This is a genomic window from Parasedimentitalea marina (assembly GCF_004006175.1).
In the GTDB taxonomy this organism is placed as follows: domain Bacteria; phylum Pseudomonadota; class Alphaproteobacteria; order Rhodobacterales; family Rhodobacteraceae; genus Parasedimentitalea; species Parasedimentitalea marina.
The window spans coordinates 1,622,506-1,636,598 of the sequence record NZ_CP033219.1 but is presented as its reverse complement, the minus strand read 5'-3'; the positions used below and the strand labels follow the sequence as shown (position 1 = coordinate 1,636,598).

At 53.9% G+C, this 14,093-nt stretch carries 11 protein-coding genes; 5 read left to right on the top strand and 6 right to left on the bottom strand.

Translation table 11 applies throughout. The features are described 5' to 3' along the window. Positions 1 to 17: 17 nt before the first annotated feature. Both EBB79_RS07875 and EBB79_RS07870 read right to left on the bottom strand, forming a co-directional pair. Complete coding sequence (locus EBB79_RS07875) at positions 18 to 953, bottom strand: TRAP transporter small permease subunit (RefSeq protein ID WP_127748396.1); 936 nt, start codon at positions 951 to 953, stop codon at positions 18 to 20. 115 nt (positions 954 to 1,068) lie between these two features. After that, complete coding sequence (locus tag EBB79_RS07870) at positions 1,069 to 2,151, bottom strand: TRAP transporter substrate-binding protein (protein ID WP_127748395.1); 1,083 nt, start codon at positions 2,149 to 2,151, stop codon at positions 1,069 to 1,071. A 251-nt stretch (positions 2,152 to 2,402) separates the two neighbouring features. Between EBB79_RS07870 and EBB79_RS07865 the strand changes: the two genes are divergently transcribed. From EBB79_RS07865 to ilvN, 4 genes are all read left to right on the top strand, one after another. Next, the gene (locus EBB79_RS07865) at positions 2,403 to 3,830 is read left to right on the top strand and encodes a cache domain-containing protein (RefSeq protein ID WP_127748394.1); all 1,428 of its coding nucleotides are present in this window, start codon (positions 2,403 to 2,405) and stop codon (positions 3,828 to 3,830) included. Between the two features lie 49 nt (positions 3,831 to 3,879). Continuing rightward, a complete protein-coding gene (locus EBB79_RS07860) occupies positions 3,880 to 4,524 on the top strand; it encodes a response regulator transcription factor (protein WP_127748393.1) in 645 nt (214 codons plus the stop codon). A gap of 414 nt (positions 4,525 to 4,938) precedes the next feature. Further along, positions 4,939 to 6,690: an acetolactate synthase 3 large subunit gene (locus EBB79_RS07855; protein WP_127748392.1), complete on the top strand. Its 1,752-nt coding sequence runs from the start codon at positions 4,939 to 4,941 to the stop codon at positions 6,688 to 6,690. A 78-nt stretch (positions 6,691 to 6,768) separates the two neighbouring features. Then, complete coding sequence (gene ilvN / locus EBB79_RS07850; protein WP_127748391.1) at positions 6,769 to 7,329, top strand: acetolactate synthase small subunit; 561 nt, start codon at positions 6,769 to 6,771, stop codon at positions 7,327 to 7,329. Positions 7,330 to 7,348: 19 nt separating this feature from the next. Here ilvN and EBB79_RS07845 read toward each other — a convergent pair whose 3' ends face one another. Further along, positions 7,349 to 7,705, bottom strand: coding sequence for a hypothetical protein (locus EBB79_RS07845; RefSeq protein WP_127748390.1), 357 nt, complete (start codon positions 7,703 to 7,705; stop codon positions 7,349 to 7,351). A 230-nt stretch (positions 7,706 to 7,935) separates the two neighbouring features. On the opposite strand from EBB79_RS07845, the gene EBB79_RS07840 reads away from it, so the two are divergent. Next, complete coding sequence (locus tag EBB79_RS07840) at positions 7,936 to 8,733, top strand: helix-turn-helix domain-containing protein (protein ID WP_177627788.1); 798 nt, start codon at positions 7,936 to 7,938, stop codon at positions 8,731 to 8,733. Between the two features lie 86 nt (positions 8,734 to 8,819). Here the strand turns inward: EBB79_RS07840 and EBB79_RS07835 are convergent, their stop codons facing one another. The 3 genes from EBB79_RS07835 to EBB79_RS07825 form a co-directional block, all read right to left on the bottom strand. Next, the gene (locus EBB79_RS07835; RefSeq protein ID WP_238705024.1) at positions 8,820 to 9,599 is read right to left on the bottom strand and encodes a DUF2189 domain-containing protein; all 780 of its coding nucleotides are present in this window, start codon (positions 9,597 to 9,599) and stop codon (positions 8,820 to 8,822) included. A gap of 436 nt (positions 9,600 to 10,035) precedes the next feature. Next, complete coding sequence (prfB, locus tag EBB79_RS07830; RefSeq protein ID WP_127748389.1) at positions 10,036 to 11,157, bottom strand: peptide chain release factor 2; 1,122 nt, start codon at positions 11,155 to 11,157, stop codon at positions 10,036 to 10,038. Positions 11,158 to 11,518: 361 nt separating this feature from the next. Next, positions 11,519 to 14,020, bottom strand: a complete 2,502-nt coding sequence (locus EBB79_RS07825) for a penicillin-binding protein 1A (protein ID WP_127748388.1) — start codon at positions 14,018 to 14,020, stop codon at positions 11,519 to 11,521. Between the last annotated feature and the right edge of the window lie 73 nt (positions 14,021 to 14,093).

Here is a 14,093-nt window from a genome sequence, read left to right as displayed (position 1 = left end):
ATCCGTAGTCCTTTAAATTAATGAGCGCCTTCGTAGGCTTCTTCACCCTCGCCAAGGCTATCCTTGTCGAGGTATTTACCTTCACTGCCTTGACCTTCCACACATTCAAGGAACGAGCGGTAGAAGAAGGCAATCGCATGCAGGAACACCAAGCCTGCAAAAGACACCAGCAGGATTTTGAACAGGAAGTACCCGTTAAAGCCATTTGGGCTGAACCCGATGGTCTCAATGTTCCAGCGCAGTGCGCGGGCTTTCATCAGCAGTCGTTCAATTGTGTCACTGGCCGAGGGTTTCGGCACGATCAGGTGACGCCACAGGAAAAACCAGCCGTACATCCAGATCAACACCGCCGTCGGCATCATGAAGATCATTGAGCCAACCATGTCGATCACTTTCTTGGTGCGGTGACTGACACCTGCATAAATCAGATCAACACGGACATGACCGCCTTGTACAAAGGTGTAAGTCACACAAAGGCAAACGACCAAAGCGTTGTAAAGTTTCAATTCTTCCGCGAACCAGCTGATGTCCATCTGCAGTGGAATACCAAAGCCAAAGCTCATGTCTGGCCGTGTAAACACACGTTGCATGAACACAATGATGATCTGCTGAAGAACCATCAGCAGGCCGGCCCAGGCGAAGAACCGTCCCACCGTATTGGCAAATCCTTCCAAACCACGCACCATGCCCCACATGAAGCCACGAAAGTACATGCCTACAGCTGTCAGGACCAAGAAGGCCGTAAAAACCACAAAAAAGAACTCGGCCGAGCCGCCATAGTAGACAAAGCGCATAACCGCCTGCTTGTCTGACCAGTCAAGCCAAAGCTGAGGATGGCTGATGGCATAGCCGAAATTGTAAAAGGCCATGCCGATGTTCTGCACAAGCCACCAGAGCCCGTCGAAGAGCCCCCCAAATATCCCTGCCAAGGAGATGCTACTCTCTTCTTGCATATTGCCCCCGGATGATTGCCAGCGATGATCAGGCCGACAGGCCGATCTGTCTACTGCAATTAGTAAAAGGATCCCCCGCGACAGCGGAGGATCCTAGTGGTTTCAATCAGGCGAATTAGCCCAATACGCGGTCGCGCTGCGCACGATATGCGCCTTCGGACTTGGTCAGCCAGCTCGACGAAGACTTCATAGAAGTTTCGACGCTGTTGCGGATCTTGGCGAACAGTTCGTCATCCATGAACTCGTCCAGAGTGTCCTTAGAAGCCTTACCAAACGCATCCCAAACAGAGTCAGGGAATTCCAGTGTTTTCACACCGCCGGACTGCAGGCGCTGCAGCGCTGCACCGTTGTTGTTCATGAACTGTGCCAGGTTCCACTGGTGGCATTCGCCAGAAGCAGTCTCGATGATCTTCTGATGTGCAGGCGACAGGCTGTCGAATACATCACGGTTGGTTGCCAGTGTCAGGGCAGCACCTGGCTCATGGAAGCCAGACGTGTAGTAGGTCTTGGTGATTTCCTGGAAACCAGCTTTTTCATCAGCCCATGGACCAATCCACTCAGTTCCGTCGATCGCACCCGAGGACAGAGCCTGGTACACTTCGGAACCCGGAATGTTCTGAACCGACGCGCCCAGTTTACCCAGAGCTTTGCCGCCCAGACCAGGCATACGGAACTTCAGACCGTTAAAGTCTTCTGGACCATTGATTTCCTTATGGAACCAGCCGCCAGCCTGTGGGCCGGTGTTACCTGCGATGAAGGACTTCAGACCAAAGATCTGACCCAGTTCATCATGCAGGCCCATGCCTTCGCCATGGTAGTACCAGTTCACCAGTTCCTGCGGTGTCATACCGAAAGGAGCTGCGGTGAAATACTGGTAACCAGGGTGCTGTCCGGTGAAATAGTAGTCAGCGGCGTGATACATGTCAGCCTGACCCGAGGAAACGGCGTCAAAGACTTCAAACGCGCCAACCAGTTCGCCGGCTGCTTTGATTTCAACGGTCAGGTCGCCTTCGGACATGGTAGTGATGCTGTCTGCCACGTGCTGAGCAGCGTCAAAAACGCCAGCAAGACCACGACCCCATGAGGTCACCATAGTCAGAGTGCGCTTGCCTGTAGCATATGCAGGGGCGGCCAGAGTGGTGGCTGCTGCTGCGGTTCCGCCAAGTGCGGATGTTTTTAGAAATGAACGACGATCCATTAGTGTTATTCCTCCCAATTATTCGGATTGTCCTGACCCAAAGGCCGGACGGATCGATACAAGTGGCGACAGCCTAGCTTCGGCGTATTCGATGTGAATACCTACTACTGCGTAGATCCGTGCTTTTTTGGCCAAAAAATTGGAGTTTCTACGCAATTTTCTAACTCTTCCCTGCTAAATGTGCGCCTTTCGTACTTAATTGCACGTCCGGGCTTTGATTTCCGGTGGCCAATTGCGTATCGATTCGCCTTATGCGCCTCTTCCGCTTCTTTACCCGCCCAAATTACGCACAAAAGCTATCGCTTCTGGCAACGCTCCCCTTGCTCACAGCAGTGACGGCGATTGCTGTTCTGGTGGCCTATCAATCGCGCGCCCTGGCGGAACGCGAAATACAGGCCTTGGAACATCAGTTACTTGAGGCAAAAAAAGCCGAGCTGAGAAACTATGTCACCCAGGCCCGCAACGGATTTTCCTTTATTTATGGCCGCGCCCAACCTGACGACGCAACCGCCAAAACCCAAGTGGCGCAAATCCTGTCTTCAATGATCTACGGCACCGATGGCTTTTTCTTTGTCTATGATTATGACGGCACCAATCTGGTCAGCCCGCGGCAGACCGAATTCATCAATCGGAACTGGTCCGGGCTGCGTGATGAAAATGGGGTGCCAGTGGTGGATGAATTCATCCGGTTGGCGCGCGGGGGGGCTGGCTGGCACAGTTTCATGTGGCAAAAACCCTCTACTGGAGAGTCGGCTCAAATGGTGGCGTATGTGGTCGGCCTGCAGGACTGGCGATGGGCGGTCGGCACTGGTGTGTTTATCGATGACGTCTTGGCATCGGTGGCAATTGCCCGTGCAGAAGTCGAGGCAAGGGTTCAACGGACCTTTATATACATCGGTGCCATTGCGCTGACCGCACTGATCGTAGTGTTCGCCTCGGGTATGATGCTGAACATCCGCGAGCGGCGTCTGGCGGATGCCAAATTGAAAGAACTAACTCAGCGCGTTTTTGACACCCAAGAAGAAGAACGCGGCCGGGTGGCGCGGGAATTGCATGACGGCATCAGTCAAATTTTGGTTGGAGTTCGCTTTACCCTGGACAATGCCCGCCGACGCATGGCCCGGGGCGACCATGATCAGGCCCTGCCACCGCTGGACAAGGGGCTCAACAATCTGGGCACCGCTATTTCCGAAGTCCGCAGGATCAGCCGGGACCTGCGACCCGGAGTGCTTGACGATCTGGGACTTGGGCCCGCGTTGAAGGCATTGACCAGTGATTTTGCCTCCCGCACGGGTATCGAAACTGATTTCAGCACAGTTGTGTTCAGCAACCGACTGGATCAGAACAGCAAAATCGCGCTGTATCGCATCGCACAGGAAGCTCTGACCAATATCGAGCGCCACGCAAGTGCCACTCATGTTAGTATGGACCTGCGCGGTCATGTCAAAGGGGCCACTATGCGCATCACAGACAATGGCATTGGCCTGCCTGCCAGTCAGGACCGTAGTGGGCCCGGCATCGGGTTGCGTAATATGCAAGAACGGATCGAACAACTTGACGGCACCCTGCGTATTCTGTCATCACGTGGCACCCAAGGCGGCACGGTGATCGAAGCGCGACTGCCGCTCAGTCACTTGCTACCCCCCGGCGGCAGGGCAGACGCTCAACTTCTGCCCTAGCACCGGGGTATTGGGACGTGAACCGCGCCATGCACTTTTGGGAAAACTGATGACCAAGCCAATCCGAGTACTGATCGTGGATGACCACCCGATGGTCGCCGAAGGGATCCAATCCATTCTTGAAAGCTATGATGACATCGAGGTTGTTGGCACTTTAAACACCGGTCGCGAAGCCGTTGACCAGGCCGTAGAGCTGGCGCCGGACGTGATCCTGATGGACTTGAACATGCCGGACCTTGGCGGGTTAAGCGCAACCGAAATCTTGCTGGAACGAAATCCAGCAACGCGGATCCTGATCCTGACAATGCATGACAGCCCCGAGTATATCTCAAGCGCCCTAAGCCACGGTGCCATGGGGTATATTCTAAAGGATGTACCGACCGACGAAATCAAGCTGGCCATCGATGCCGTTATGCAGGGGCAAAAATACCTCTGTACTGGCGCCAAAGGCTCGCTCGAACCAAAAGACGGCAACACCCGCGAGTCCCTGACCACCCGCGAGCAGACCATTCTATTGGAATTGGCACAGGGGAAATCCAACAAAGAGGTTGCTCTGGTGCTCGACATCTCGGTGCGCACCGTCGAGACCCACCGCAAGAATATCAAACGCAAACTGGGCCTAAGTTCGACCGCTGGACTGACCCGTTATGCGCTGGAACACGGTGTCTTACAGGGGACTGGCGCCAGTCTGTAAACCACAGGCCTTCTGAAATATTCAATTTTCCAAGCCACCCATCCGACAATATTCGAGCGCAGGACATTGGATTGCGCCGTCAGTCGAGCGAACAGCTTACAGATAGTTGGATATTCAGGTTGAATTTAGCGAATATTTCACAAATCACCATCCAAACGTAATTAAATGTCAAAATTTGGTCGAAATTCAACTCGATTACCTGTTGACGCCCCCTGCCACCAACAATAATGTCGCCTTCAACGCAAAAAGGAGCCAGGGGCAATGACCACCCTAGTCGTCATCGTAGGAACCAAGCGCATGGGCCGGTAACGGTAAACCATTTTCGAACCCATGCGCCTCCGACAAAAAATCGGGGGCTTTTTTTATGCGCAATGAAATATCGACACAGACGACGACGCCAATGGAGCAATGCAGATGACACGTGAGATGACCGGTGCAAGAATGGTGATACAGGCCCTGAAGGATCAGGGTGTGGACACAGTATTTGGATATCCCGGTGGTGCTGTTCTACCAATCTATGACGAAATATTTCAACAAAACGACATCCAGCACATTCTGGTGCGTCACGAACAAGGCGCGGTTCATGCCGCTGAGGGCTACGCCCGGTCGACTGGTAAACCGGGTGTCGCCCTGGTGACATCTGGTCCCGGTGCCACCAACGCGGTGACTGGCTTGACTGATGCCCTGCTGGATTCGATCCCGATCATTGTTCTCACCGGGCAGGTTCCTAGTTTCATGATTGGGTCCGATGCCTTTCAAGAGGCCGACACAGTTGGCATCACCCGCCCCTGCACAAAACATAACTGGCTGGTCAAGGACACTGACAACCTTGCTGGCGTTCTGCACGAGGCATTTCACGTTGCCACATCTGGTCGCCCTGGACCGGTCTTGGTTGATATTCCCAAGGATGTGCAGTTTGCCACCGGCACCTATTCTGCACCAAAACCCTCGGCGTCCCATTACCAGCCACCCGTCAAAGGCGATCTGGAATCTATCACCGAACTGGTTGCCGCTTTGGAAAAAGCTGAGCGCCCGGTGTTCTACACTGGCGGCGGTGTCATCAACTCGGGTCCTGCAGCCAGCCAGCTATTGCGTGAGTTGGTAGAGAGTACCGGCTTTCCAATCACCTCGACACTGATGGGACTAGGCGCCTATCCGGCCTCGGGCAAACATTGGCTGGGCATGCTGGGTATGCATGGGCTGTACGAAGCCAACATGGCCATGCATGGTTGTGATCTGATGATCAACATTGGTGCACGTTTTGACGACCGGATCACCGGTGTTTTGACTTCTTTCTCGCCAAGTTCGACCAAGGCGCACATCGACATCGACCCCTCGTCAATCAACAAGGTTGTGCGCGTTGATATCCCGATTGTTGGCGACGTTGGCCATGTGCTCGAGGATATCCTGAAGATCTGGAAATCACGCGGTCGCAAAACCAATGTGGAGGCTGTGGTGTCCTGGAACCGTCAGATCGACAAATGGCGCAAGGTTGATTGCCTGAATTTCGACCAGGGCAAAAAGATCATCAAGCCACAATACGCCTTGCAACGGCTTGAGGCCCTGACCAAGAAATACGACCGTTACATCACCACCGAGGTGGGGCAGCACCAGATGTGGGCGGCACAGTTCCTGAACTTTGAAGACCCAAACCGCTGGATGACATCAGGTGGCTTGGGCACCATGGGCTATGGTTTCCCAGCTTCGATCGGGGTGCAGATGGCACATCCGGACTCGCTGGTGATCAACGTCGCAGGTGAAGCGTCCTGGCTGATGAACATGCAGGAAATGGGCACCGCGACGCAGTATAAATTGCCGGTAAAGCAGTTTATCCTGAACAACGAACGTCTTGGCATGGTGCGCCAGTGGCAGGAACTGCTGCACGGATCGCGCTATTCGCAGTCCTGGTCTGAATCCCTGCCCGACTTTGTCAAACTGGCCGAGGCCTTTGGCGCCAAGGGCATCCTGTGCTCGGACCCGGCAGATCTAGATGACGCCATCATGGAAATGCTCCAACATGACGGTCCAGTGATTTTTGACTGCCTGGTGGAAAAACATGAAAACTGCTTCCCGATGATCCCGTCGGGCAAAGCACATAACGAAATGCTGTTGGGTGAGGCCGATACCGAAGGCGCCATTCAGGCTGGTGGCGCGGTACTGGTTTAACCCGGTCCGATCTCATTACCGATAACGGCCCGGAAAAGCATATTTTTCCGGGTCACGATGAACCGAAAAGGACTATACATGTCTGCCCTACACATCAAAAAAGGCTCCACCCGCCATTCGGCATATAACCTGCGCCCGACATTTTCGGATGTGCAGGAGCGGCACACACTCGCGGTTTTGGTCGAAAATGAACCCGGTGTTCTGGCCCGGGTCATCGGGTTGTTCGCCGGTCGTGGTTACAACATCGAAAGCCTGACAGTCGCTGAAGTGGACCACACCGGCCACTTGAGCCGCATCACCATTGTCACAAAGGGAACCCCTCAGGTGATCGAGCAGATCAAAGCCCAGTTGGGCCGTATCGTCTCGGTCCATGATGTGCACGACCTGACCGTGGAAGGCGCAACAGTCGAGCGGGAACTGGCGATTTTTAAAGTTTCCGGGGACGGCGAAAAGCGGGTCGAGGCCTTGCGTCTTGCCGATATTTTCCGTGCCAATGTTGTCGACAGCACTCTGACCAGTTTTGTTTTTGAAATCACCGGGGCGCCGGACAAAATCGATGCGTTTGCGGACCTGATGCGCCCACTGGGATTGGTCGAAGTTGCCCGAACCGGCGTCGCTGCATTGCTGCGAGGCGACTAAACGCCTCGCAAACCAAGAACTACCCTACACAATTGCGGTGCGATGAATTTTCGCGCCGCTTTTGGTTTTTGTGGGCTGAAAATCGAATAACTTTTGCAGTTTCCTGACTGCGGGCCTGCTTCGGAACAGTCTCAGGCTCAGCAACTTTCAGGCTCCGCGCCAACCCCATGCAGGCAGCTTCCTCTAAAATCTGGGGATTTTCCGCCATACGTTTATTATGTTGCACAGTTAAATCAAAACAAATCAAATCACCTTCGTGCAAATCCACCACATCAAAGGATGCCTTCTGAGCAAAGAATGCTAATTCGCCTTGATCTTCACACCAAATGACAGCCTTGTTCTGATCAACATCACTCCAGAGAACCACACCGTTCATGTCATACCTCGTTACTAAACACCCTTCAATTCTGGTCCAATTGGTAGCGTTGAAACATGGTAAATTCTGCGTCTGGCCCTTGATTTTTGTGTCTGAGCCGATAGATTCTAGACTCAACCTAGCGTCACTCCTGTCACTAATTGGCGTCAAATAGACAAACCTGCCCTGAAAATTTCACTCTGGGCGTTGCAACGTACTATTGATTTGAACAATTTTAAGGTCAGTGTCCAATGTCATCGGTAGCCCGTTCTCCGGCAGAACTACGAAGCATGTTTGGCGCTAATCTACGCCATCTCTCCAAACAATATCCGTCCATTTCTGAATTGTCGCGTCAATTGGGTATCAACAGGACCCAGTTCAATCGCTATTTGTCTGGCGAAAGTTTCCCTCGGCCGGATGTATTGGACCGTATTTGCTCTTTCTTCAAGGTCGATGCGCGTATCCTGCTCGAGCCCGTCGAAAACCTTGAAACCAAAGGGCAAATCCTAAACGGAAAAATTCTTAACGATTTTCTTGGGCAAGGAGTCAGCTCACTTTCGGAGCAATCTTTCCCATCTGGTGTCTATCGGTTTTCACGACGCAGTTTTCTTAAGGATAACCAGTATTTGATTGGCCTGGCTTATGTGTTTCGCTCAGAGGGGGTCACCTATGTCAAAGGGTTTGAACCCAAAGCTGCGATGCAACATCAGGGCCTGCCAGCTGACCCGCGGACGCGGGAATTTCGCGGCTATGCGACCCGTCAGGACGACGGGGTTGCGCTGATTATCGCCCGGCGCGGGGCCTTGACCTGCTCGTTCAATTACCTTGCACGGGTGGCCTCGCTCGAAAATAATTTCTGGGTTGGTTACGTCGGACGCACGGTGCGAGAAGTCACCAGCGGCATCCGGGCCACTCGGATGGTCTACGAGCACCTGGGCCCTCAATTCAGTGATATCCTAGGCGCAGCACGTGGGTCCGGATTTGTCTCTGAGGCGGACTTGATGCCGTTTCACCGGCGATTGCTGCAGGTCGGCGATCCGTTCCGTTAATATGTTACCTCAAGGCTAGGCCTGCCATGTGTCCGATGGGACTGAAGCTGGCTCCTCGCACCCATCCGGAGCAAGGCGGATTTCTATCACGCCCCGTCTGCGATCACGATTAGCCGATAGACGTGCCAGCTTGAATGCCCCAGCAACGGCAGCACCAGAAACAGACCGATAAACCCGGGTAACATTCCGATGAAAGTGCTAAGCGCAATAAACACGGCCCAACCAAACATCAGCACAAAATTTCGGCTAACGTACTGAAAACTAGTGATCATAGCGGTAACAAAATCGATTTCGCGGTCCAACAAGAGCGGCAGGGATAACACAGTAATCATGAATAAAAGCAACGCGATTAACGCACCGATTACGGTTCCGACTGCCATCATCATTAGCCCATTGGCAGACAAAAACACCTCCAATGAAGATGATACGTTGGTCATCGGGGACAAGCCAAGAAACAGGGCAAACGTCAGGTGGCCCAGAAAGAACCAGAACAAAAACACAACGACAATGATTGCACAGAGTGATGGAAGCTGGCGACTGCCCTGTTGCAGTACGGCCTGAAAGACATCCTTCAGGTTCTTCGGCCTTCCCTGTTCCAGTCTGTGTGACACCTCGTAGAGCCCCACTGCTGCGAAGGGACCAACCAATGGAAACCCGATAGCGGCCAGAACCAACCAATAAGTGGTCCCGGTCACCTGCGTGATCCAGACCATGATCCAGCCAGCCAGAATATAAAGTCCAGAAAAAATCAGTCCAAGTTCAGGTCTGGTCCGAAAATCTAGCCAGCCCTGACGCAACGCCTGAGTGAGTATAGCCAGCGTCATTGGCCGCAGCTGAGGTACTCCAAAAGCTCTCTCCGTGATCATATATGTCTCCTCCCAAAGACCCCGCTGCCCCGATCACACGGATCACAGGATAAGTTCCAACCTTTGTGCAGTCGGGCCAGGAGTATGATTAACCCTAGCCTCAGTGAGATCCGGCCTATAGCCAAACAATCCGCCCTTTGGTCCAGTCAAAAGTTCAACACAAGGACTGCGACCTTGGTACAATCAATCAAGAAAAACGACGGTAGAACAGCAGGTTCACGGCACGGGATTTTTCGGCACACATTGGTTTTTCCCAAACCTACCTGCTGAATTCAGACAAGCAAATAGACAGCTCAGATACATCTATTATTGGTGCATATTTCCCGTAAATGGGTGTCGTTCAACCGAAAATTGCTCTGGATCACTTATGATTAGAACCCATAGAAAAAGCCGGGTGCCCCCGGCTTTCATTAACTTAATTCGGGCGGCAGGCAGTTTAACCCTGCGCCTCGGCACGGCTTTTCCCGGCAACATCCATAGCCAGAGTGGCCGCCATAAAGCCATCCAGATCGCCATCCAGAACGCCCTTGGTATCCGAGGTCTCATGGCTGGTCCGCAGGTCCTTGACCATTTGATAGGGCTGTAACACATATGACCGGATCTGGTTGCCCCAACCCGCGTCCCCAGCGTTTTCATGCGCTTCGTTGACCAGGGCACTACGTTTGTCCAGCTCGATCTGATAGAGCCGTGACTTCAGCGCCTTCATCGCGATGTCGCGGTTTTGGTGCTGTGATTTTTCTGAACTGGTGACGACAATTCCGGTCGGGTGGTGGGTGATCCGCACAGCCGAGTCGGTGGTATTGACGTGCTGTCCCCCTGCGCCCGACGACCGGTAAGTATCGATGCGGATATCGGCCGGGTTGACCTCGATTTCGATATTGTCATCCACCACTGGATACACTTTGACCGAGGTGAAAGACGTGTGCCGTTTGGCTGCCGAGTCGAACGGTGAAATCCGCACCAGCCGGTGCACACCACTTTCTGACTTTAGCCAGCCATAGGCATTGTTGCCGCTAATCTTGTAGGCTGCCGACTTAATCCCAGCCTCTTCACCGGCGCTCTCGGATTGCAGATCGACTTTATAACCCTTTTTCTCGGCCCATCGCACATACATCCGCGCCAGCATCGAGGCCCAATCGCAGCTTTCCGTGCCACCTGCCCCGGAATTGATCTCGAGAAAGGTGTCGTTACTGTCGGCCTCGCCATCCAGCAGCGCCTCAAGCTCTTTTGCGGCTGCAGTCGCGGTCAGCGCCCTGATCGCCTCTTCGGCCTCAGAAATGACCTCTTGATCCTCTTCCATCTCGCCCATTTCGATAAGCTCAATATTGTCAGAAAGATCCTGTTTGATATCCGTATAAGTGGCCAATGCATCAACCAGGTTCTGACGCTCACGCATCAGCTGTTGCGCCGCGTCCGGGTTGTCCCACAGATTTGGATCTTCGACCCTGGCATCAAATTCTTCCAACCGATGTGGCACGGTTTCCCAGTCCATACGTTGGGCCAGCAAATCCAGAGACTTTTCAATCTGGGTCACGAAGTTTTGGATCTCGGCGCGCATTGGGTTTCCTTGGAATGACCTGTCAGATCTGGGTGATAGACCACCCTAGCGCTGCGGGCAAGTCGGGCCAAAAGCCAGAATGTCTTTCTGCCCGATCCCACCATCAAACCTTCATCGTTTAGCCACCGTAAGAACCCGGATTTTTCAAAAGTAACTTTCAAATGTCATTCTTGTTCAGGCTGCAATTATTATCTGCGCCACCAACCGGCGAAGTTTCCCGGCGACCAAGTGCTTGAGGCACTGAACGGCAAAGTCAGGGAAGATCCGTTGAACAGTCCACCCGGATTACGCCGTGATCTAACAGACGATGGCGCGATAATTTGACAGTGTATTTACCCAGCGCCAAGGCCAGCACTTTGCCTCAATAAAGCCCACCGGTACTAACTGTGCCAATGGTTGCCTTAGGGCCCAAGATCGCCGTGCCACCGCTGGAAGTTGTCACCTGCCGCCCGGTCGAGTTGACTTCTTCAAACAGCGGCAAGTTTGACCCCATGGCAAAGCCACCATCATAACTCAGACCAAAAATTGGCTCAGCCCCATCGCGGAAATACTCGGCAACAACATATTCGCCGCTGGCCTCATCCGGTAAACGGGCGCCGGTAAAGCGGTCGATTTTAATGAAATGGCCCCCCGGAGGCACATCAAAAGGACCGCCGCCATATTTGGCCGTCGCCTTCTCCATGAACTGTTGAAACACCGGACCACAGGTATTACCACCAAAGGTGCCCCGCCCCAGCGGCTTTGGTCGGTCATGGCCAATGTAGCACCCGGCCACTATGTTCGAGGTAAAGCCAACAAACCAAACGTCGCGCGCCTCGTTTGTGGTGCCCGTCTTACCCGCAGTGGGCACGCCCAAATTAACATTACCAGCTGCTGTTCCGCGTTCCACCACACCGCGCATCATCGAGGTCAACTGATAGGCGGTGATCGGATCCATCACCTGATCGCGGTCGGTGACGATACGTGGCGCGGCGCCGTCAGGCAGCATTGAGGACGAACAATCCACGCAGTCGCGATCATCATGGCGATAGATCGTCAGTCCTTCGCGATCCTGAATGCGGTCAACCAGCGTCGGTTCCAGCCGTTCGCCGCCATTGGCAAACATCGCATAAGCCGTCACCATTTTATACAGCGTGGTTTCCTCGGATCCCAGCGAGTTGGCCAGATAAGGACCCATCTCCTCATAGACACCAAAGCGCTCGGCGTAGCCTGCAACCACCGGCATGCCAATTTCCTGTGCCAGACGGATTGTCATCAGGTTCCGCGACCGTTCAATCCCGGTGCGCAGCGGTGTTGGGCCATAAAATTTGTTCGATGAATTGCGCGGCCGCCACAAACCCTGAGGCGTGTTCACCTCAATCGGCGCATCCACAACAATGGTCGCAGGACTGTAGCCACTGTCCAGGGCTGCGGCATAGACAAAAGGCTTGAAACTTGATCCCGGTTGCCGCTGTGCCTGGGTGGCCCGGTTGAACACCGAATGCTGATAAGAGAACCCGCCCTGCATCGCCAGAACCCGGCCCGAGTTCACGTCCATGGCGACAAATCCGCCCTGCACTTCGGGAATCTGCCGCAGCGACCAATGCTGAAAGGCATCATCCTTGGTCACGGCCCGCACCAGCACCACATCGCCGATGGTCAGATTGTCTTTAAAACTGCCCTTCATCCACTTGATGTCCGAACGTGGCACCACGCCGGTGGCCTCCGCGCCTTCGACGCCGACGCTCAGCTCTTTATCGCCAACCCCCAGCACCACCGCAGGAAACCAGTCGCCCCCCAGCGTGACGTCCCTGGGCACATCACTCTCTGCCAGGGCTGTCCGCCAAGCGGCCTCATCCTTCAGCATATCTGCTGGAATTGTCAGATCAGTTCCACGCCAAACACCCCGCGAGCGGTCGTATTTCTCAAGCCCTGTGCGCAAAGATAGCGCAGCTACGCGCTGCATTTCTGCGTCAATGGTGGCACGTACGGTAAAGCCGCCGGTGAAAAACTCACCCTCGCCAAAATCAACAGACAATTGGCGACGGATTTCATCGGTGAAATAGTCGCGCGGTGGAAGCGCGGTGCGGAAGCTCTCAAAGTCCCCGTTCTGAACCGAGCGCAGCGGCTGATCCACTTCCACCTTGTAAACAGCCTCCGAGATATAGCCGTTCTGAAACATTTCCTGCAGAACGTAGTCGCGCCGCTCGGTCAGGCGTTCTTTGCGCCGCACCGGATGAAAATCAGACGGCGCCTTTGGCAAGGACGCCAGAAATGCGGCCTCATGTGGTGCCAGTTCATCCAACGTCTTGTTGAAATAGGTCTGGGACGCCGCAGCCACCCCATAGGAGTTTTGACCAAGAAAGATCTCATTCATATAGAGCTCTAAGATCTGATCCTTGTTCAGTGTCTCTTCCAGCCGCGCCGCCAATATGATCTCTTTAATCTTGCGCTCGGCCTTGCGATCACCCGACAACAGAAAGTTCTTCATCACCTGCTGGGTGATGGTCGACGCCCCGCGCACATTGGCCCCACGAGAGCGCACCGCCTCAATTGCAGCGGCTGCAATACCGCGCATGTCATAGCCTTTATGGCTATAAAAATTCTTATCCTCGGCCGAAATGAACGCCTGCTTCACCAGATCCGGGATTTCATTTGATGGTGCGAACAACCGGCGTTCCTTGGCAAACTCATCAATCAAATGCCCTTCGCCCGAGTAGATTCGGCTGATGGTCGGTGGCTGATACTGCGCCAGCGATTCGTGACTGGGCAGATCGCGCCCATAAATCCAGAACACGGCGCCAATCGTCAGGGCCACCATCGCAATACCCAGCGTGATGGTACTAAAAATGGATCCAAAAAATGAGAGAATAAGTCTAAGCACTCTACGGCCTTCCTGTGCACACGCCGCCTGTATAAGGACGCCAGCGCCAATGGTCAAAACAACAGATGGCGAG